This is a genomic window from Stenotrophomonas sp. (assembly GCF_036662295.1).
GTDB lineage: Bacteria > Pseudomonadota > Gammaproteobacteria > Xanthomonadales > Xanthomonadaceae > Stenotrophomonas.
This window is the reverse complement of record NZ_JAVWXA010000075.1, coordinates 1-19,834: the sequence shown is the minus strand read 5'-3', so window position 1 is coordinate 19,834 and position 19,834 is coordinate 1. Positions and strand designations below refer to the sequence as shown.

The following is a 19,834-nucleotide window of genomic DNA, read 5'->3' as shown; positions in this document are numbered from 1 at the left end:
AATCCCCAATCCCCAATCCCCAATCCCCAATCCCCAATCCCCAATCCCCAATCCCACCAGCCACGCATTCGAACGAGTCAACGCGTAATCCGCCTTGGCCGTCACCACCAACCGCGCCCCCGCCAATCTGTCCAGAGGGCACCGGGCAGCCCGGCCCGGGACCGTCAAGCGGCATGGATGCCGCTTGTCGAGGCCCCATGGATGGGTTCACGCCGTGTCCCGGGCCGGGTTGCCCGGTGCCCTCCCTCGACCTGGCAAAGGCGCCGAGCCGTTGCCTTGCGCTCTCAGCTTCAACGCTTCGAAGAAAAACCAAACACCCCCAAAACCAAAAGCGCGACGACAGGTCACCCTGTCGCCGCGCTCGAAAAGATCAATGCCGCAGAGGCTTAGAACACGAAGCTCACACCCGCCACCGGGCCCTTGAACTCCTGCTTCAGCCCGATCGTGCCGTCGCTCCCGGTCTGGTCCACGTCCAGCTTGAACCAGTCGTAGCCGGCGAACAGGCCGAAGTTCTTGGTCAGGCGGTAATCCACGATCGCGTTCGCACGCGTCAGGTCCCCGTCGTAATCATCGAAGTTGCCCCACTTGGTGTTCAGGTACTGGCCCTGCACCGTGATCATCCACTTTTCCGACGGATTGAAGCTCATCCGCGCGCCCACCACCGGTGCCACGCCATCGGCCTTCTCATCCAGGAAGCGACCCTGGTACAGATCGCCCACGTCGGCATACGCCTTCGCGCTCACCTTCGCGTACTCGGCACCCAGCTGCAGGCCCAGGTCGAAGGTATCGGTGTCCACCACCGAGTAGTCGTACACCAGGCTCGCCACCTGATACTTCAGCTCGCCCTTGACGAAGCTGCCGGCCGGCACCGTCACGTCATCGAAGGTCACGCCGTCGTCCAGCGTCTCGCGGCGGTCCTTGTCGTACTTGAAGTAGTTGAACAGCAGGCGCTGGCGGTCGCTGATGCGGAACATGCCGTCCACGCGCGGTTCCCACTCCTTGCCGCCCAGCTTGAAGTCTTCCGAGAAGCCCACGCCCTGGCCGCCCACCGTCGTGTTGCCACGGATGGTGTTGTCCGAATCGATGTTCATCGCGCCCAGGCGCAGGGCAAAGCGGTCATCGCCCTCGGCGGCGCTGGCGGTGTTGGCGTGGGTCAGCGCGGCCATGGCCAGCGGCAGGGCGAGGAGGGAGAGCGTCAGGCGCATCGGTGTGTGTCCTTGCAGGGGTTCATTGATGTGGAGCCACTCTGCCCAGCGCGGCGTCCACCATTCGTGAACGTATGGTGGAGGTCGCGTGTACCGTTCACACACCAAACTGAGCCGCCGATCACATTGCGTGACCGGTGGAGCGCGCCGCCGCGTTGCGCGGGGAGACGGCCAAGGCGCCGCCGGGGCGCCCGAAAGAAGTGGCCCCGGAGAGAGCTCGGGGCCACTTTGGGCTGCAGACCTGCCTTCGGGGCGTCGACGAGGATCGAAAAGTGCAGGTCGACAGGTCTGACCGGGTGCCGCGACCAAAGTTCAATATGCTGCGTCGCAACACGTCAAAAGCCTGACAGGCCGGGATTGGCCCGCCGGTGGACCGCAAAATCTGTGGCGATGCAGCAACTTGCGCCCATCCGGGATGAACAGGGAGCGGTTGTCTCGCAAATTGTCCCGTTGCTATAATTTGGCGGCTCGACGAGGCGCACGATTGCGGCCTCGGCCTTTCTACTCAAGATCATGCAGGACATACGTGTGCTGAACTCCGTTGATTCGGGTCGGCGACTGATGCTGCGCGCAGCGGTTTACCCGCTGGCTGCAGTGGCTGTCCTGGCCCTGGCCTTCCTGCTGCTGGCAGGAACGATGTACGCCCTCGGGGCGCTGGCATCGGGCGTGGCGGTCTCGGCCGGTGGGTGGGTGGCTGCACGGATGGCGCTCAGCGGTGGCGTGCAGGCGGCAGGTTCGGCGATGACCCGCCTGATCCTGGCGGTGGTGGCAAAGTGGGTGCTCGTTTTCGGCGTCCTGATGGTGGGGTTCCTGGTCTTCAAGCTGCCTGCATTGGCGCTGCTGGCCGGTATCGCCGTCGGGTTGATGTTCCAGGTCCTGGCTCTGGCCAGGCGCTGATCCAATTTATTTAACTCAAGGTTCCGGACACATGGCAGGCGAGGCGCTAACTCCCACCTCCTACATCCAACATCACCTGCACAACCTGACGTTCCATATGCAGGAAGGTGGTTTCTGGGCGATCCACGTCGACACCATCGTGACTTCGGTCCTGATGGGCCTGTTGATGGTGTTCGGCTTCTGGATGGCTACCCGCAAGGCGACCGCCGGCGTCCCGGGCAAGTGGCAGGCGTTCGTGGAGATCTGCCTGGAGTTCGTTGACCGCCAGGCCAAGGACACCTACCACGGCACCAGCAAGCTGGTGACCCCGATCGCGATCACGATCTTCTTCTGGATCCTCCTGATGAACCTCATCAAGATGATCCCGGCCGATTTCATCGCGCTGCCGCTGGAAGCCCTCGGCGTGCCGTACTGGAAGCCGGTCCCCACCGCCGACGTGAATGCCACCCTGGGCATGTCCATCAGCGTGTTCTTCCTGATGCTGTTCTTCGCGCTGCGCGCCAAGGGCATCGGCGGGTTCACCAAGGAATTCCTGACGGCGCCGTTCGGCAAGTGGATGATGCCGTTCAACCTGATCCTCAACATCGTCGAGTGGCTCAGCAAGCCGATCTCGCTGGCGATGCGACTGTTCGGCAACATGTTCGGCGGCGAAATCGTCTTCCTGCTGATCTGGGTGCTGGGCAGCGCGGGTATCGCCGGCGCCATCGCAGGCGGTGCATTCGGCCTGGGCTGGATGCTGTTCCATCTGCTGGTGATTCCGCTGCAGGCCTTCATCTTCATGATGTTGTCCATCGTGTACCTGAGCCTGTCGGAAGACGCTCACTGAGTTTTCGTTTCACCCTTCATCCGTTTCATTACCCTTAGCAACTTAAGTTCCTGGAGATAACCATGTACTTCGCCGTCCTGACCAACCTCGCCCAAGTCCAGAGCTCCACCGTCCTCGCCGTCGGCATCATGATCGGCCTGGCCGCGCTGGGTGCCGGTCTCGGTCTGGCCATCATGGCCGGTAAGTTCCTGGAATCGGCTGCCCGCCAGCCGGAACTGATTCCGGTGCTGCAGGTCCGCATGTTCATCACCGCCGGCCTGATCGACGCCGCGTTCATCATCTCGGTCGCCGTCGGCCTGCTGCTGGCCTTCGCCAACCCGACCATCGCCGAGTTCGTGACCCGCCTGCCGCCGGTTGCTGGCTGATCCAGCGAAAGCGAAACGATCAGGCGCCGCGTGCGCCTGATCGCGGATGAAGGAACGGCTGCGCCGCCCCGGGCGGCGCAACCACCCCATCACCCCAGATTGAGCGAACCCCATGGAAATCGGTTTTACCCTCGTTGCCCAGGCACTGGCGTTCGCCGGTCTGATCTGGATCATCGCGACCAAGATCTGGCCGCCGTTGATGAATGCCATCGAAGAGCGCCAGCAGAAGATCGCTGAAGGCCTCGCCGCTGCCGACCGCAGCCAGAAGGATCTGGCCCAGGCGCAGGAAAAGGTCAACGAAGCACTGAAGGATGCACGCGGCAAGGCCAACGAGATCATCGACCAGGCCCACGCGCGCGCCAACCAGATCGTTGAAGCCGCCAAGAATGAAGCCATCGCCGAAGCGAACCGCCAGAAAGACCTGGCCCACGCTGAAATCGAGGCTGCCGCCAACCGTGCCCGTGAAGACCTGCGCAAGCAGGTGTCCGCCCTGGCCGTGAGCGGTGCCGAAAAGCTGCTCAAGCGCGAAATCGACGCCAACGCCCACAAGGCGCTGCTCGACGAGCTGGCATCGGAGATCTGATCGATGAGCCAGGCCCTCACGCTTGCACGCCCGTATGCCCGCGCCGCGTTCGCGACCGCGCGCGACGAAGGCACGTTCGCGCCGTGGTCGGACGCGCTTGCGTTCTCCGCCCACGTAGCCGCCGACCCGCGCGTGGCGGCCTTGCTGTCGAACCCGGAACTGGAGCGCGGCGATGCCGTCGCGCTGCTGGCCCCGGAATCGTCCAGCGAGACCTTCGGTCGCTTCCTGGCCGTGCTGGCCGAAGCGCACCGACTGCCGCTGCTGCCGGAAATCGCCGGCATGTACGCCCAGCTGCGCGCTGAAGCCGAACACGTGGTCAAGGCCACGGTGACCTCGGCCACCGAACTGTCCGCATCCGAGCTGGACGCCATCAAGGCCGCGCTGCGCAAGCGCTTCGGCCGCGAGGTGGACGTGACGACCGCGGTCGATGCGACGCTGATCGGCGGTGCGGTGATCGACGCCGGCGATGTGGTCATCGATGGCTCGCTCAAGGGCAAGCTGTCGCGCCTGCAGACCGCGCTCGCTAACTGAATTCATTTAACGTCCGGCGTGACCGCCGGCACTAGGACTTGACGATGGCAACCACGCTCAACCCCTCCGAAATCAGCGAACTGATCAAGAACCGCATCGAGAAGGTCAAGCTGGCCGCGGAATCGCGCAACGAAGGCACCGTGACCAGCGTGTCCGACGGCATCGTGCGCATCTTCGGTCTGGCCGACGTGATGCAGGGCGAAATGATCGAACTGCCGAACAACACCTTCGCCCTGGCCCTGAACCTGGAGCGCGACTCGGTCGGCGCCGTGGTCCTGGGTGGCTATGAGCACCTGCGCGAAGGCGACGTCGCCAAGACCACCGGCCGCATCCTGGAAGTGCCGGTCGGCCCGGAAATGCTCGGCCGCGTGGTGAACGCGCTGGGCGAGCCGATCGACGGCAAGGGCCCGATCGCCGCCAAGGCCACCGCGCCGGTGGAGCGCGTTGCCCCGGGCGTGATCTGGCGCAAGTCGGTCGACCAGCCGGTGCAGACCGGTTACAAGTCCGTCGACTCGATGATCCCGATCGGCCGCGGCCAGCGCGAGCTGGTCATCGGTGACCGCCAGACCGGCAAGACCGCCCTGGCCATCGATGCGGTGATCAACCAGAAGGACACCGGCATCAAGTGCGTGTACGTCGCGATCGGCCAGAAGGCCTCGACCGTGGCCAACATCGTGCGCAAGCTGGAAGAAAACGGCGCCCTGGCGCACACCGTGGTGGTGGCTGCCACCGCGTCCGAATCGGCCGCGATGCAGTACATCAGCGCCTACTCGGGCTGCACCATGGGTGAGTACTTCATGGACCGCGGCGAAGACGCGCTGATCGTGTACGACGATCTGTCCAAGCAGGCCGTGGCCTACCGCCAGATCTCGCTGCTGCTGAAGCGTCCGCCGGGCCGCGAAGCCTACCCGGGTGACGTCTTCTACCTGCACTCCCGCCTGCTCGAGCGCGCTGCCCGCGTGTCCGAAGAGTATGTGGAGAAGTTCACCAACGGTGCGGTGACCGGCAAGACCGGTTCACTGACCGCGCTGCCGATCATCGAGACCCAGGCCGGTGACGTCTCGGCGTTCGTGCCGACCAACGTGATCTCGATCACCGACGGCCAGATCTTCCTGGAAACCGACCTGTTCAACTCCGGCATCCGCCCGGCCGTGAACGCCGGTATCTCGGTGTCGCGCGTCGGTGGTGCGGCCCAGACCAAGATCATCAAGAAGCTGTCCGGCGGCATCCGTATCTCGCTGGCCCAGTACCGTGAGCTGGCCGCGTTCGCGCAGTTCGCCTCGGACCTGGACGAAGCCACCCGCAAGCAGCTCGAGCGCGGCCAGCGCGTCACCGAACTGATGAAGCAGAAGCAGTACGCGCCGATGTCGATCGCCAACCAGGCGCTGTCGATCTACGCCGTCAACGAGGGTTACCTCGACGACGTGCCGGTCAACAAGCTGCTGGCGTTCGAAGAAGGCCTGCACGCCCACTTCGCCAACACCCAGGGCGAGCTGATCGGCAAGGTCAACGCCACCGGCGGTTGGGACAACGACATCGAAGCGGCCTTCAAGAAGGGCATCTCCGAGTTCAAGACCACCGGCAGCTGGTAATACCGGTCCTGTCGAGCGGAGCATGGCTCCGCCGGGCTGAAAGCAGCGGAGCCCCAGGCTCCGCTCTACGTCAAACGTGGGGCATGTGCCCCACGCCACGGGAATAAGAGATGGCAAGCGGTCGCGAAATCAAAACCAAGATCAAAAGCGTGCAGAACACCCGCAAGGTGACCCGCGCGCTGGAGATGGTCTCGGCCTCCAAGATCCGCAAGGCACAGGAGCGGATGAAGACCTCGCGCCCCTATGCGCAGGCGATGAAGCAGGTGATCGGTCACCTGGCCCAGGCCAGCACCGACTACCAGCACCCGTTCCTGGTCCAGCGTGACGAGGTCAAGCGGGTCGGTTACATCGTGATCTCCTCCGACCGCGGCCTGGCCGGTGGCCTGAACAACAACCTGTTCCGCAAGATGCTCGGCGAAGTCCGCGAGTGGCAGGACAAGGGCGCGGGCATCGACGTGGTCACCATCGGCCAGAAGGCATCCACCTTCTTCCGCCGGGTCAAGGTGGACATGGTCGGCAGCGTCACCCACATGGGCGACGTTCCGCACCTGGAGCAGCTGATCGGCGTGATCAAGGTGATGCTGGATGCCTTCACCTCGGGCAAGGTCGACCGCGTGTACCTGGTCTACAACCGTTTCATCAACACCATGACCCAGAAGGCCAGCTTCGACCAGCTGCTGCCGTTGCCGGCCGCTGAAAAGCAGGTCGCGCACCACGACTGGGACTACCTGTACGAACCCGATGCCGCGACCGTGCTGGAGCACGTGATGACGCGTTACATCGAATCGCTGGTGTACCAGGCCGTGCTGGAAAACGTGGCGTCCGAACACGCGGCCCGCATGGTGGCGATGAAGTCGGCAAGCGACAACGCGAACAAGCTGATCGGCACCCTGCAGCTCGTCTACAACAAGGCGCGCCAGGCAGCGATCACCCAGGAAATCTCCGAAATCGTCGGCGGCGCGGCAGCAGTCTGACGCGCACAGTCAAAGCACACATTAGAGGATTGCAGCAATGAGTCAGGGCAAGATCGTTCAGATCATCGGCGCCGTCGTCGACGTCGAATTCCCCCGCGAGTCGGTGCCGAAGGTGTACCACGCGCTGAAGGTGGAAAACACCGAAATCACGCTGGAAGTGCAGCAGCAGCTGGGTGACGGCGTGGTCCGCTGCATCGCGCTGGGCTCCACCGACGGCCTGAAGCGCAACCTGGTCGCCACCAACACCGAACGCGCCATCTCGGTGCCGGTCGGTGCCGGCACCCTGGGCCGCATCATGGACGTGCTGGGCCGTCCGATCGACGAAGCCGGCCCGGTGGCCGCCAGCGACAGCTGGGAAATCCATCGCGAAGCCCCGTCGTACGAAGACCAGTCCCCGGCCACCGAGCTGCTGGAAACCGGCATCAAGGTCATCGACCTGATGTGCCCGTTCGCCAAGGGCGGCAAGGTCGGCCTGTTCGGCGGCGCCGGCGTCGGCAAGACCGTCAACATGATGGAACTGATCAACAACATCGCCAAGGCGCACAGCGGTCTGTCCGTGTTCGCCGGCGTGGGTGAGCGTACCCGTGAGGGCAACGACTTCTACCACGAGATGAAGGACTCCAACGTCCTGGACAAGGTCGCGATGGTGTATGGCCAGATGAACGAGCCGCCGGGCAACCGTCTGCGCGTTGCGCTGACCGGCCTGACCATGGCCGAGTACTTCCGCGACGAGAAGGACGAGAACGGCAAGGGCAAGGACGTGCTGTTGTTCGTGGACAACATCTACCGTTACACCCTGGCCGGTACCGAAGTGTCGGCGCTGCTGGGCCGCATGCCGTCCGCCGTGGGTTACCAGCCGACCCTGGCCGAGGAAATGGGCGTCCTGCAGGAGCGCATCACCTCGACCAAGAATGGCTCGATCACCTCGATCCAGGCCGTCTACGTGCCGGCCGATGACTTGACCGATCCGTCGCCGGCGACCACCTTCGCCCACCTGGATTCGACCGTGACCCTGTCGCGTTCGATCGCCTCGCTGGGTATCTACCCGGCCGTGGACCCGCTGGATTCCACCAGCCGCCAGATGGACCCGCTGGTCATCGGCCACGAGCATTACGACACCGCCCAGCGCGTCCAGCAGACCTTGCAGAAGTACAAGGAACTGAAGGACATCATCGCCATCCTGGGCATGGACGAACTGTCCGAAGAAGACAAGCAGGCCGTGTCGCGCGCCCGCAAGATCGAGCGCTTCTTCAGCCAGCCGTTCCACGTGGCCGAAGTGTTCACCGGCTCGCCGGGCAAGTACGTGTCGCTGAAGGACACCATCCGTGGCTTCAAGGCCATCGTCGATGGCGAGTACGACCACCTGCCGGAGCAGGCGTTCTACATGGTCGGCAGCATCGAAGAAGCGGTCGAGAAGGCCAAGAAGATGGCCGAGAAGGCCTGATGCGGCGGGGACGGGCAGGCGCCCGTCCCGACCGTGACACGGGGTGGGCGCCAGCCCACCGCTGCGGAATCCCTGCGGTGGGCCCAGCCCGCCCCCTAGCGAAGAGAGTTACATGAGCACCATCCGTTGCGACATCGTCAGCGCCGAGCAGGAAATCTTCCGGGGTGAAGCGACCCTGGTCGTGGCCACCGGCGAGCTGGGCGAGCTGGGCATCGCGCCCAAGCATGCCCCGCTGATCACCCGGCTCAAGCCGGGCAAGGTGGTGGTGACCACGCCGAACGGCGAGCAGCTCGACTTCGCCATTTCCGGCGGCATCCTCGAGGTGCAGCCGCAGGTGGTGACCGTGCTGGCCGACACCGCCATCCGCGCGCAGGACATCGACGAAGCCTCGGTCCGCAAGGCCAAGGAAGAAGCCGAGCGCATCCTGGCCAACCGTGGCGAGGCGATGGAAGTGGCCGAGGCCCAGCAGAAGCTGGCCGAGGCGGTGGTGCAGCTGCAGGCGCTGGAGCGCCTGCGCAAGACGCTCAAGCACTGAGCGGACGCATCATCGACGCGAAACGCCGGCCCTTGGGCCGGCGTTTTTGTTTGGTGCTTCGCCCACCTGTCGGGTGCTGCCGTTGCCGTGCATGAATGCCTGCGAGTGCCGGGCTGGCCGCGTGGGGCAGGAGTGTGCGGGAAAGCACCGGCTGCAGCATTCGCCGTTGGTCGGTGGTCGTTGAGAACGAGGGTGGCTGCGGGATGCCGGCCAGCGGCCGGCACTACCGGTTCGTTGCGCGCGTCGGCGGCGGCATTGGCCCCAGCCTCGCAAACTGCGCGCGCGTGCACGGATTGCGCCCGCCATCCGGCCGCATGCTGCCAGGCCTTTCACTGCCCGGAGCCGGCCGATGCCGACCACGCCCGGCGCGCTGGCGCTGCTCGGCGTCATGCTGCTGCCATTGCACGCCTTTGCCGCCACGCCTTCGCCACTGCACGCGCTGCTCGACGCAGTGACCGCGCGCAACGCCATTGCCCACGCCGTGGCGGCCAGCAAGTACCCGCAGAACCGCGCCGTGGAGGACCCGGCGCGCGAGCAGGTGGTACTGGAAGACACCCGGCGCAAAGCCGAGGCACGCGGCCTGGAGGCCGACGCGGTGGTGCAGTTCCAGGTCCAGTTGATCCAGGCCAACAAGCTGGTCCAGCACATGGACTATCAGCAGTTCCGTGCCGGGCGGCTGCCGCCGCCGGCGCCGGCGCTGCCCGGGATCCGCGCGCGCATCGACCAGGCCGACCAGCGCATCCTGGCCACGTGGGCGCAGGTGGTGCCGCTGCGTACCGACCCGGCCTGTCCGGCGTGGGTAGCCGGTGGCATCGCGCAGCAGCAGGCAGCGGCGTCGCTGCCCGAGGTTGAAGTGATGGCGCTGGTGCGCGCGATGGTGGGCTTCTGCCAGCCCGATGCGGCGGCGCCGGCTCAGCGGTAGACGAAGCGCCGCATCAGCAGGAACGAGGCGGCGGCCAGGCCACCCTCCACCAGCGGCTTGGCCAGCCACGCATAGCCCAGGCCCAGCCGGTCGGCCACCAGGCTGACCAGCACCGTGCTGATGGCCGTCAACACCAGCCACAGGCCCAGGAAGCGGGCGAAGCGCGCCCAGCCCAGGCGCTGCCCACCGTCGGCGGCGGCAAAGGTGTAGCGGCCGTTGAGCCAGAACCCCAGCAGCATGCCGCAGACCCGGCCCAGCAGGTTGGCCTCGGCGGTCGGCATGCCCAGCGCGGTGGCGCCGACGAAGATCGCCCAGTCCACGCCCAGTTGGACCAGGCCGATGATGATGAATCGGCTTCCCTGGTGGATCAGGCTCATCGACAGGCATACACGGCGGAAAGGCAGCATGTTAACCGCCCGCGTTCTAGAATCTGTGCGACTCCCGCCTCGAACCCGTTTTCCCATGACCCAACCCCTGCACGTCATCCTCCTCGCCGCGGGCGCTGGCAAGCGCATGAAGTCGGTCCTGCCCAAGGTGCTGCAGCCGATCGCCGGCCGGCCGATGCTGGCCCATGTGATCGACGCGGCGCGCGAGCTGCAGCCCGATGCGATCCACGTGGTCTACGGGCATGGTGGCGATGCGGTGCGCGCGGCCTTCGCCGACCAGCCGGACCTGGTGTGGGCCGAGCAGGCCGAGCAGCTGGGCACCGGCCATGCAGTGCAGCAGGCGATGCCGAACGTGCCCGACGCGGCCACGGTGCTGGTGCTGTACGGCGATGTGCCGTTGATCCGCGCCGAGACGCTGCGCCACCTGCTGTCGCAGCCGGGCCGGCTGGCGGTGCTGGTGGCCGAGGTGGCCAACCCCACCGGTTACGGGCGCGTGGTGCGCAACGCCGAGGGCCGGGTGGCGGCGATCGTGGAGCAGAAGGATGCCAGCGACGAGCAGCTGGCCATCCGCACCATCAACACCGGCATCATCACCGCCGAATCGACCGCGCTGCGCACCTGGCTGTCGCAGCTGTCCAACCGCAACGCGCAGGGCGAGTACTACCTTACCGACGTGTTCGCCGCCGCCGCGCACGATTACACCCCGGCCGACATGGCTTTCGTGGAAGACGCACAGGAAGCCGAGGGCGCCAACGATCCGTGGCAGCTGGCCCAGCTCGAGCGCGCCTGGCAGCTGCGCCAGGTGCGTGCGCTGTGCACGCAGGGCGCGCGCGTGCTGGACCCGGCGCGGCTGGACATCCGCGGCACGGTCAGCGTCGGCCGCGACGTGCAGATCGACGTCAACGTGATCCTGGAGGGCACTGTGGTGCTCGGCGACGGGGTCAGCATCGGGGCCTTCACCCGGCTCAAGGATGTGACGCTGGCCGCCGGCACCGTGGTCAAGCCGCACTGCGACCTGGACGGCGTGGTCAGCGAGGGGGCGGCGGACATCGGCCCCTTCGCGCGGCTGCGCCCGGGCACCGTGTTGGCCGCCGGCAGCCACGTGGGCAACTTCGTGGAAACCAAGAAGGTCACCCTGGGGCCGGGCAGCAAGGCCAACCACCTCACCTACCTGGGCGATGCGGTCATCGGCGCCAAGGTCAACATCGGCGCAGGCACGATCACCTGCAACTACGACGGGGTAAACAAGTCGCAGACCACCATCGGCGACCACGCCTTCATCGGCTCCAACAGTTCGCTGGTGGCCCCGGTGGTGATCGGCGAGGGCGCCACCATCGCCGCCGGTTCGGTGATCACGCGCACCGCGCCGGAAGGCAAGTTGACCGTGGCACGCGCGCGCCAGGAAACCATCGAAGGCTGGAAGCGCCCCGTAAAGAAATAACGGGCAACGCCGTGTGGGCACGCAGCCGCCCAGCCGGTGGGTGCCCACCGCTCATGGGCACGGTGCCCGGACGGAACGCGCGACGCCCCACGGTCGTCGCCTACGCGGGCAGGAAGATCGCCACGCACAGGCCGCCTTCGCGGCGGTTCTGCAGCGAAATGCGGCCGCCGTGGGCTTCCACGATCTCGCGGGTGAGCGCCAGGCCCAGCCCGGTGCCGTTGCGCTTGGTGGAATAGAAGGGCATCAGCGCGTTCTGCAGCACCGCCTCGTTCATGCCCTTGCCGCGGTCGAGCACTTCCAGCCGCAGCCACTGCGGCAGGCGGGTCAACCGCACTTCCACGTCGTCGTTGGGTGGCTCGGCGTCGCCGCAGGCTTCGTGGGCGTTCTTGAGCAGGTTCAGCAGCGCCTGGCCGAGCTGGGCGATGTCCACCCGGCTGTGCAGGTCATCGCCGATGCCGCTCATGCGGAAGGGAATCTGGTGCTGCAGGCCGCTCAGGAACTGCAGCCACTGCACCGTCTGCAGCTGCGGTTGCGGCAGCTTGGCAAAGCGCGCATAGCCGCGGATGAAGCCCTCCAGGTGGCGTGCGCGCTCCTCGATGGTGGCAAACACCTCTTCCAGGCGCTCGGTCTTGCCACGCCGCACCAGCTCACCACCGGAATGGGCCAGCGATGCGATCGGGGCCAGCGAGTTGTTGAGCTCGTGGCTGATCACCCGGATCACCTTCTTCCAGGTCTGCACTTCCTGGCGGCGCAGCTCGGCGGTGAGCAGGCGGATCAGCAGCAGGTCGTGCGGGCGGCCATTGAGGTGGAAGTTGCGCCGCGACAGGTGGTAGACCTGCTCGTCCTCTTCGTCGTCGCTGTCCTGCGCGCGCACCGCGAACAGGCTGTCGCCACCGCGCACGATCGCATCGCGCAGTTCCACCGGCATGGTTTCCAGCACGTCCTGCATGCGCTGGCCTTCCAGCTTCCAGCCGTTGTGCAGCAGCCGCCGCGCGGCCAGGTTGGAAAACACCACGCGCTGGATGCCATCGCCGCCGTTGGCCAGCAGCAGCATCGACACCGGCGTGTTCTGCACCATCGTATCGAGCAGCAGCTCGCGCTGGACCAGGCCCTGGCGCTGCTCGCGCAGCACGTCGCCCAGTTCGCGATGGGCCTGCACCAGGTCGCCCAGTTCGTCGTTGCCCGGCCAGTACACGCCGAAGTTGTATTCGCCATCGCGATAGCTGCTGGTGGTGCCGGCCAGCGCACGCAGCAACGAGCGCACCGGCGCGGTGGCGCGGCGCAGGCTCCACCACATCACCGACAGCAGCACCACCGCCGAGATCAGCGTGATCAGCCAGCCGTGGTCCAGCCAGTAAGCGAGATACCAGGGGAAGGCGGCGGCCAGTGCCAGCACCGGCAGCAGGCGCAGGAACAGGCGCAGGGTGAACGAGCGCCGCTTCATTCGCGCGGGATGCCGTAGCGGTCCATGCGCCGGTACAGCGCCTGCCGACTCAGCCCGAGGTCGGCGGCGGTCTGGGCGATGATGCCGTGGTTGCGGGTCAGCGCCGCCTCGATGTGGCTGCGGTCCGGGTCGGCGGCCGGCGTGGCCGGGCGCGGCACGCTCGCCGCGCGCGGCAGGTTGAGGTCGGCCACCTCGATGCGGGTGCCGGTGGCCAGCAGCTCGGCACGCTGCAGCACGTTGCGCAGCTCGCGCACGTTACCCGGCCACACATGCCGTTGCAGGGCGGTGGCGGCGGCGGCCGAGAGCGGCTTGTCGCCCTCCAGGAAGCGTTCGGCCAGCGGCAGGATGTCGCCGGGCCGCTCGGCCAGCGGCGGCAGCGCCAGCTCCACGGTGTTGAGACGGTAGTAAAGGTCTTCGCGGAAATGACCGTCGCGGATCATCGCGGGCAGGTCGGCGTTGGTGGCGCTGATCACCCGCACCTTGACCTGGCGTTCGCGGTTGGAGCCCAGCCGTTCGAAACGCCCGGTTTCCAGCACGCGCAGCAGTTTCATCTGCCCGCCGAGGGACAGGTTGCCGATCTCGTCCAGGAACAGAGTGCCGCCATCGGCCGCCTCGAACTTGCCCTCGCGCGCCTTGTTGGCGCCGGTGTAGGCACCGGCTTCGGTGCCGAACAGCTCGGCCTCGATCAGCTCGGAGGGAATGGCCCCGCAGTTGAGCGCGACGAACGCGCCCTTGGCCACCAGCGAGTTGGCCTGGATGATCTCGGCGATCTTTTCCTTGCCCGCCCCGTTGGGGCCGGTGATGAGCACCGGCAACGCCGAGCGCGCCACCTGGCAGGCCAGGTTGACCACCCGTTCGCTGGCCGGGTCGGCCACCACGGCACCGCGCAGGTCGTAGCGGGCTTCCAGTGCCGAGCGGTTGCGCAGCTCGCGGTCGCGACGGCGGTCCAGCTCGCGGCGGGTCTCGGACAGTTCCAGCAGGTTGTTGACCGTCACCAGCAGCTTGCGGTCGTCCCACGGCTTGGCCAGGTAGTCGGCCGCGCCCGCGCGGACCAGGTCCACCGCGCTGCTCAGGTGGGTCCAGGCGGTGAGCAGCACCACCGGCAGGTCGGGATGGCGTGCGCGGATCTGCCCGAACAGCGCCTCGCCCTCTTCGCCGGAGGTGGTGTCCTCGGTGAAGTTCATGTCCTGGATGACCAGGTCCACCGGCTGTTGTTCCAGCAGGGCGAGCCCGGCCTCGGGCGAGAGGGCGTGCACGGTGTCGATGTCGTGCAGCGAAAACAGCACTTCCAGTGCGGTGCCGACGCTGGCGTTGTCATCAATGATCAGGATCGAAGGCATGCGTCGGCAGGGTGGCAGTGAATAGGCAGAGAGTACCGGAGCGCAGGGCCAGCCGTCAGTCGGCCGGCCCTGTGCACGCCGGTCAGGCGCGCGGCGGGGCCGGCGGCGGCGGCGGAGCAGCCGGCGGGGCAGGAGGCGCCGGCGGCGTCGGCGGCAGCACGTCGTGCCAGGCGGCCGCGTCGATGGTGACGGTCAGCTGGCTGCCCTTGCGCAGCAGGATCATCGGCACCCGCGAGCGGTCGTTGCCGGCCAGGAAATCGGTCAGGTCAGCCACGCTGCGGACCGGGTGTCCGTCGATGCGCAGGATCCGGTCGCCGCTGCGCACGCTGAAACGGGCGGTCTCGGCCTGGGTCACCCGCACGATGCCGCCGGAGGATTCCAGCGACAGTGCGTGGACGCCATCCTGCCAGGCCAGGCGGGCGGTGTCGGTCTGGGCGGTGGCGGCCAGGGCGGGCGCGCCGGCCAGCAGGGCGGTCAGCATGAAAGCAGTCAAGGCAGTGTTGCGCATGTCAGGCACTCCGGGTAGCGACGGCGGGTGGAACGGCGGCGGCTCGACGGGCCGGGCCGAAGACGGCGACCTGGCCGAGCAGCCACAGCAGCACCGCGCCGATCGGCAGGTAGCTCAGGGGCATGCGCGGCAGCTCGTAGTTGCTCATCAGGTACAGGTTGATCGTATAGGCCATCAGCATGCCGAGCACGATGCCGACGGTGGCCAGCAGGAAGTTCTCGGTCTGGAAATAGCGCAGGATCTGGCCGCGGGTGGCGCCCAGCGCACGGCGGATGCCGATCTGCTTGGTGCGCTGCTGCACCCAGAAGCTGGCCAGGCCGACGATGCCCAGGGCGGTGACCACCAGCAGGGCCACGCAGACGGTGATCAGCAGGCCGACCATGGCGCGGTCGTTGGCGAAGAACTTGTTGCGGGTGTCTTCGTAGCTGATCTTGGCGCGCACCAGGCGGCTGGAATCCACCCGCTCCAGCGCGGCCACGGCCGCCTTGAGCACTTCGTCGCGGCGTGCCGGGTCGGTGACGCGGATCAGGTAGAAGCCCATGTCGTAGGACATGCGCACCGGCAGGATCATGGAGTGGTGGGTGTCGCCTTCCATCTTGGAGGGGCGGCCCAGTTCCTTGACCACGCCGGTCACCCGCAACGGCATGCGGCCGCTGTAGATGGTCTTGCCCAGCGCGTCACCGTCGGGATACAGCTTGTCGGCGGCCGACTTGGTGATGATCACCGAGCTGCCCTTGGTCTCAGATTCGGGGTCGTTGACCACCTCCTTGTACTCGCGGTACTCGCCCGGCTGGAAGTCGGTGCCGGCGATCAGCTCCACGCCCAGCGTGTCCAGCGTGCCCTCGCGGGCGAAGAACTGGGCCGCGCTGAGGGTCGGCTTTTCCTGGTCGGGCACCTTGGACAGGCTGCTGTTCCAGGAATTGCGCCGGAACGGCAGCTGGTTGATCGCCACCGCGCTCTTGACCCCCGGCACGCCGCGCAGCGCGGCCAGGTCCTCGCGGGTGCGGGCTTCCACGTTGACCTGCTTGCCGATGCCGCCGAGGCGCACTTCCAGCAGTTCCTTCTCGGCGATGCCGCTGGGCTGGTTGATGGTGTCGATGCGCTGGCCGATCAGGAACAGCGCGTTGCAGACGATCGCGCAGGTGAGCGCGATCTCCAGCACGATCAGGGCGGCGGCGGTCTTGTGCCGGCGCAGCGTGGTGAGGATGGGACGGATATCCATGATGTGCTCCGGATCCTTACTGCGTCTTGAGTTGGATGGCGGGCGCGACCTGCATCGCACGCAGCGCCGGCAGGAACCCGGCCAGCAGGCTGGCGACCAGGGTCAGCCCGAAGGTCAGCAGCAGCATCTGCCCGTCCAGGGTGGCCAGCTTGGCGTAGTCCACCGGCTGCTGGCGCACCGCGTACAGGCCGATCACCGCCAGCACCAGGCCGAGCAGGCCGCCGGCCAGGCCGACCGTGCCGGCTTCCACCAGCGACTGCAGGAAGATCTGCGCGCGGCTGGCACCGAGCGCCCGGCGCACGCCGATCTCGCCGCTGCGGCGCAGGAACTTGGCCAGCAGCAGGCCCACGGTGTTGATCAGGCAGACCAGCAGGAACCCCATCGCCAGCCACAGCTGCAGGCGCACGTCGCTGGGCACCACCTGCTGGTAGTCCAGCCACTGGTTGACGTTGCGCAGGCGGACGTTGGACGGGCGCTGGAAGCGGCCGGCCGCTTTCTGCTGGGCCGAGTAGTTGTCCAGGTAGGCGCGGAAGTCCGCCGCATCGTCGGCCGAGGGCAGTTCCACCCAGTACTGCATCCACACGCACGGGGCATTGACCGCGGTCTCATCGCCGGCGGTGTTGTCCCAGCAGTTCATGTTGCCGTTGCGACCGAACTTGAGGTCCATCGCGGTGGAGAACGGCACGTAGACGTCCTCGCTGTCGCCGTAGCGGCCGGTCTGCAGGTCGTAGAAGTGCGGGTTCGGGCTCCACGCGTCGAGCACGCCGACCACGGTGAAGGTATTGCCGTCCATGCGGATCGGCTTGCCGGTGCTGTCGGCGCCGTCGAACAGCTTCTGGTTGAGCGTGCGCGAGATCACCGCCACGCGGCCACGGCCATCGTCATCGCTGGCCTGCCAGGCGCGGCCATACAGGAAGGGCGTGTCGAACATCGGGAAAAAGTCGGCCGAGGTGTAGCGCGCGTCGGTATCGAAGGGCCGCAGCGAGGTCTTGTCCGGCTCCAGCGTCACCCCGCCGCCGGTCATCAGCGCCTGGTGCTTGGCCTGGCGCTCGCGCAGCAGCGCTTCGGCATCGAAGCGGGTCACCTGGTCTTCGGGCTCTTCGTTGGGCTGGTAGCCGAGCATCGGCCGCGGGTCCAGCTGCACGTTGAACAGGCGGTCGCTCTTCTGCGGGATGGGATCGCCGGAGAGCACGTGGAACACGGTAAGCGTGGTCATCGAGGCGCCGATGCCCAGGCCGATGGCAACCACCATCAGCGCGGTGAGTATCTTGTTGCGCCGGAAGCTGCGCAGCGCCAATCGGAAGTAGTAGGCGAGCATGGTGGCCTCAGTCGTTGGCGGTGGCGACAACAGCACGCGGGGTGGCCAGCACCGGTTCGCGCAGCAGGTCGGTGGCCTGGCCATCGACGATGTGCACGTTGCGCTGGGCGCGCGCGGCCAGTTCCGGATCGTGGGTGACCATCACGATGGTGGTGCCGGCGGCGTTGATTTCCTCCAGCAGTTCCATCACCCCGCGTGCCATCTGGCTGTCCAGGTTGCCGGTCGGTTCGTCGGCCAGCAGCAGGCGCGGGCTGCCGGCCAGGGCGCGCGCGATCGCCGCACGCTGCTGCTGGCCGCCGGACAGTTCGGCCGGGTAGTGCTTCATGCGCGAGCCCAGGCCGACCTGGCCCAGCGCCTTCTCGATGCGCTGCTTGCGCTCGGCCGCGGGCATGCCGCGGTAGCGCAGCGGCACGTCCACGTTGTCGAACAGGTTCAGGTCGGAAATCAGGTTGAAGCCCTGGAAGATGAAGCCGATCTTCTGGTTGCGCAGGCGGCTGCGCGCGTCATCGCCCAGCGTGCTCACGTCCTGCCCATCCAGCAGGTAGGTGCCGCTGGTGAAGGTTTCCAGCAGGCCGGCGATGTTGAGGAAGGTCGTCTTGCCCGAGCCGGACGGGCCGGTCACGGCGACGAACTCGCCTTCGCGGACATGCAGGTCCAACGACCGCAGGGCATGGGTTTCCACCTGTTCGGTGCGGAATACTTTGGCGACCGAGCGCATCTCGAGCATGGCTGTTTTCCTTTGCAATTCGTTGGGAGGTTCAGTTGAGGGAGACCTGCTCGGCATCGCCGAACAGATCACTGCCGGAGACCACGACGCGATCGCCGGGCTGCAGGCCAGAAAGGATTTCCACTTCGCCCAGGCTGCTTACGCCGAGCTTGACCGGACGGCGCACCGCGGTGTTGCCGTTCATCACGTACGCCTGCCCGTTGCCCTGTTCCACGAACGGGCCACGCTCCACCTTGAGCACGTTGCGGCGCGTGTCGAGCACCACCCGGGCCTGCATGCGCTGGCTCTGGCGCAGCCCCTGCGGCTGCTTGTCGGCGAAGCGGATGCGGGCATTGACCTCACCGGCCACCACTTCCGGCGACACCGCGCTGATCTCGCCGGGGAACGGCTGGCCGTTGCCACTGGTGAGCTGGGCCGGGATGCCGATCGCCAGGTCGCGGGCGAAGCTCTCGGGCACCTTGATTTCGATTTCGAAGCGCGACAGGTCGACCACGCCGAGGATCGGGGCGTTGGCCACCACGTTGGTGTGCTGGGTGGCCTGGACCTGGCCGACCTGGCCATCGAACGGGGCGCGCAGGGTGAGCGCATCGACCTGGCGCTGCACCTCGGCCACCACCGCCTTCTGGCGATCGGCCAGCAGGCGCTTGTTGCGGGCGTCCAGGTCCGCGCCCTGGCCCTGCAGGCGGGCATCGGTCTGCGCGTTGGCCAGCTGGATGTCGGCCTTCTTCAAGCTGTCGTTGGCCTTGGCCAGGTCGATCTGCGGCACCGCGCCGCCGTCGAAACCACGCTGGTAGCGCTGCAGGTCGCGGTCGGCGGCCTGGCGCTCGATGCTGGCCTGGTCGGTTTCCTTGCGTGCCTTGGCCCGTGCCAGGGTGGCATCGAGCGTGGCGCGGCTGGCTTCGGCTTCCAGGCCGGCCAGGGTGGCCTGTTCCTGGGCCAGCTTGCTGCGCAGTTCCGGGCTGTCGATCACCGCCAGCTCCTGGCCCTTCTTGACCACGTCGCCGGCCACCACCTTCAGGTCCACGGTGCCGGCCGAGATCGCATACAGGATCGGGCTGTTGGCGGCGATCACGCGGCCGTCGGCGGCGATGTCGCGGACCAGGTCGCCACGCTTGACCTCGGCGATGCGCACCCGGCTGCTGTCGAAGGAGCGGCTCGCGCCCAGCCAGGCGCGGGCCGCGAAGCCGATCGCCAGCAGCACCACCAGCGCGGCCAGGCCCGGCCACAGCCAGCGCTTCCACGGGGCTGCCGTGCCGGCAACGGAGAGGGTCTGGTCCTGAGCGGAAGTGTCGCGGATCATCGGGCTCGTTCGCGGTTGGGGTGCCGTATATCAAGCACGCCCCGTGCCAACTTTTCGGCCTTTCAAATCAACGGGTTGCGAGGATGGAACGGTTGTCCGCGTGTCCGCGGACAGGCCAGCGGACACTTTTGTTAAGCCGCCGGCGGCGTGCCGGACACGGGCGCCACGCTAGAATGCGGGCCTGGATACCTGGGATCAGAAACTATGTGCGGCATTGTGGGAGCGATCGCGGATCGCGATGTGGTACCGGTCCTCATCGAAGGGCTGAAGCGCC

The 19,834-nt window shown here is 66.9% G+C and carries 20 protein-coding genes; 11 read left to right on the top strand and 9 right to left on the bottom strand.

The window, feature by feature from the left end; genetic code table 11:
* Positions 1 to 386: 386 nt before the first annotated feature.
* The gene (locus tag RSA25_RS14050) at positions 387 to 1,205 is read right to left on the bottom strand and encodes a hypothetical protein (RefSeq protein WP_332809477.1); all 819 of its coding nucleotides are present in this window, start codon (positions 1,203 to 1,205) and stop codon (positions 387 to 389) included.
* Between the two features lie 528 nt (positions 1,206 to 1,733).
* Between RSA25_RS14050 and RSA25_RS14045 the strand changes: the two genes are divergently transcribed.
* The 10 genes from RSA25_RS14045 (at position 1,734) to aroQ (ending at position 9,874) form a co-directional block, all read left to right on the top strand.
* Positions 1,734 to 2,102 (top strand): hypothetical protein, encoded by a 369-nt coding sequence (locus tag RSA25_RS14045; RefSeq protein ID WP_332809476.1) that lies wholly within the window; start codon positions 1,734 to 1,736, stop codon positions 2,100 to 2,102.
* Between the two features lie 31 nt (positions 2,103 to 2,133).
* On the top strand, positions 2,134 to 2,928 hold the full coding sequence (atpB, locus tag RSA25_RS14040) for a F0F1 ATP synthase subunit A (RefSeq protein WP_128097912.1): 795 nt from the start codon (positions 2,134 to 2,136) through the stop codon (positions 2,926 to 2,928).
* Positions 2,929 to 2,990: 62 nt separating this feature from the next.
* Positions 2,991 to 3,293, top strand: coding sequence for a F0F1 ATP synthase subunit C (atpE, locus tag RSA25_RS14035; protein ID WP_068854102.1), 303 nt, complete (start codon positions 2,991 to 2,993; stop codon positions 3,291 to 3,293).
* Between the two features lie 112 nt (positions 3,294 to 3,405).
* Complete coding sequence (locus RSA25_RS14030) at positions 3,406 to 3,876, top strand: F0F1 ATP synthase subunit B (protein ID WP_128097913.1); 471 nt, start codon at positions 3,406 to 3,408, stop codon at positions 3,874 to 3,876.
* Between the two features lie 3 nt (positions 3,877 to 3,879).
* Entirely contained in the window at positions 3,880 to 4,407 is a 528-nt protein-coding gene (locus RSA25_RS14025) for a F0F1 ATP synthase subunit delta (RefSeq protein WP_332809475.1), read from the top strand.
* Between the two features lie 44 nt (positions 4,408 to 4,451).
* Complete coding sequence (gene atpA, locus RSA25_RS14020; RefSeq protein WP_332809474.1) at positions 4,452 to 5,999, top strand: F0F1 ATP synthase subunit alpha; 1,548 nt, start codon at positions 4,452 to 4,454, stop codon at positions 5,997 to 5,999.
* A 110-nt stretch (positions 6,000 to 6,109) separates the two neighbouring features.
* The gene (atpG, locus tag RSA25_RS14015) at positions 6,110 to 6,973 is read left to right on the top strand and encodes a F0F1 ATP synthase subunit gamma (protein WP_332809473.1); all 864 of its coding nucleotides are present in this window, start codon (positions 6,110 to 6,112) and stop codon (positions 6,971 to 6,973) included.
* A 37-nt stretch (positions 6,974 to 7,010) separates the two neighbouring features.
* Positions 7,011 to 8,417: a F0F1 ATP synthase subunit beta gene (gene atpD, locus RSA25_RS14010; RefSeq protein WP_332809472.1), complete on the top strand. Its 1,407-nt coding sequence runs from the start codon at positions 7,011 to 7,013 to the stop codon at positions 8,415 to 8,417.
* A 112-nt stretch (positions 8,418 to 8,529) separates the two neighbouring features.
* Positions 8,530 to 8,952: a F0F1 ATP synthase subunit epsilon gene (locus RSA25_RS14005; protein WP_005411127.1), complete on the top strand. Its 423-nt coding sequence runs from the start codon at positions 8,530 to 8,532 to the stop codon at positions 8,950 to 8,952.
* Between the two features lie 349 nt (positions 8,953 to 9,301).
* Complete coding sequence (aroQ, locus tag RSA25_RS14000) at positions 9,302 to 9,874, top strand: gamma subclass chorismate mutase AroQ (RefSeq protein ID WP_332809471.1); 573 nt, start codon at positions 9,302 to 9,304, stop codon at positions 9,872 to 9,874.
* Here aroQ and RSA25_RS13995 read toward each other — a convergent pair.
* Positions 9,865 to 10,251: a GtrA family protein gene (locus RSA25_RS13995; protein ID WP_332809470.1), complete on the bottom strand. Its 387-nt coding sequence runs from the start codon at positions 10,249 to 10,251 to the stop codon at positions 9,865 to 9,867. The two genes, aroQ and RSA25_RS13995, sit on opposite strands and share 10 nt — an antisense overlap.
* Positions 10,252 to 10,336: 85 nt before the next feature.
* Here RSA25_RS13995 and glmU point away from each other — a divergent pair, with 85 nt between their 5' ends.
* Positions 10,337 to 11,701 carry a bifunctional UDP-N-acetylglucosamine diphosphorylase/glucosamine-1-phosphate N-acetyltransferase GlmU gene (gene glmU, locus RSA25_RS13990; RefSeq protein WP_332809469.1) on the top strand — a complete coding sequence of 455 codons (1,365 nt, stop codon included), beginning with the start codon at positions 10,337 to 10,339 and terminating at the stop codon, positions 11,699 to 11,701.
* Between the two features lie 100 nt (positions 11,702 to 11,801).
* Here glmU and RSA25_RS13985 read toward each other — a convergent pair whose 3' ends face one another.
* The 7 genes from RSA25_RS13985 to RSA25_RS13955 form a co-directional block, all read right to left on the bottom strand.
* Positions 11,802 to 13,145, bottom strand: a complete 1,344-nt coding sequence (locus RSA25_RS13985; protein ID WP_332809468.1) for an ATP-binding protein — start codon at positions 13,143 to 13,145, stop codon at positions 11,802 to 11,804.
* On the bottom strand, positions 13,142 to 14,485 hold the full coding sequence (locus tag RSA25_RS13980) for a sigma-54 dependent transcriptional regulator (RefSeq protein WP_332809467.1): 1,344 nt from the start codon (positions 14,483 to 14,485) through the stop codon (positions 13,142 to 13,144). The genes RSA25_RS13985 and RSA25_RS13980 overlap by 4 nt, the downstream gene beginning before the upstream one ends.
* Positions 14,486 to 14,567: 82 nt before the next feature.
* Positions 14,568 to 14,993: a PDZ domain-containing protein gene (locus RSA25_RS13975; RefSeq protein WP_332809466.1), complete on the bottom strand. Its 426-nt coding sequence runs from the start codon at positions 14,991 to 14,993 to the stop codon at positions 14,568 to 14,570.
* A 1-nt stretch (position 14,994) separates the two neighbouring features.
* The gene (locus tag RSA25_RS13970) at positions 14,995 to 16,215 is read right to left on the bottom strand and encodes an FtsX-like permease family protein (protein WP_332809465.1); all 1,221 of its coding nucleotides are present in this window, start codon (positions 16,213 to 16,215) and stop codon (positions 14,995 to 14,997) included.
* Between the two features lie 16 nt (positions 16,216 to 16,231).
* A complete protein-coding gene (locus RSA25_RS13965) occupies positions 16,232 to 17,533 on the bottom strand; it encodes an ABC transporter permease (protein ID WP_332809464.1) in 1,302 nt (433 codons plus the stop codon).
* Between the two features lie 7 nt (positions 17,534 to 17,540).
* Positions 17,541 to 18,260, bottom strand: coding sequence for an ABC transporter ATP-binding protein (locus RSA25_RS13960; RefSeq protein ID WP_332809463.1), 720 nt, complete (start codon positions 18,258 to 18,260; stop codon positions 17,541 to 17,543).
* Positions 18,261 to 18,291: 31 nt separating this feature from the next.
* Positions 18,292 to 19,560 carry an efflux RND transporter periplasmic adaptor subunit gene (locus RSA25_RS13955; protein WP_332809462.1) on the bottom strand — a complete coding sequence of 423 codons (1,269 nt, stop codon included), beginning with the start codon at positions 19,558 to 19,560 and terminating at the stop codon, positions 18,292 to 18,294.
* Between the last annotated feature and the right edge of the window lie 274 nt (positions 19,561 to 19,834).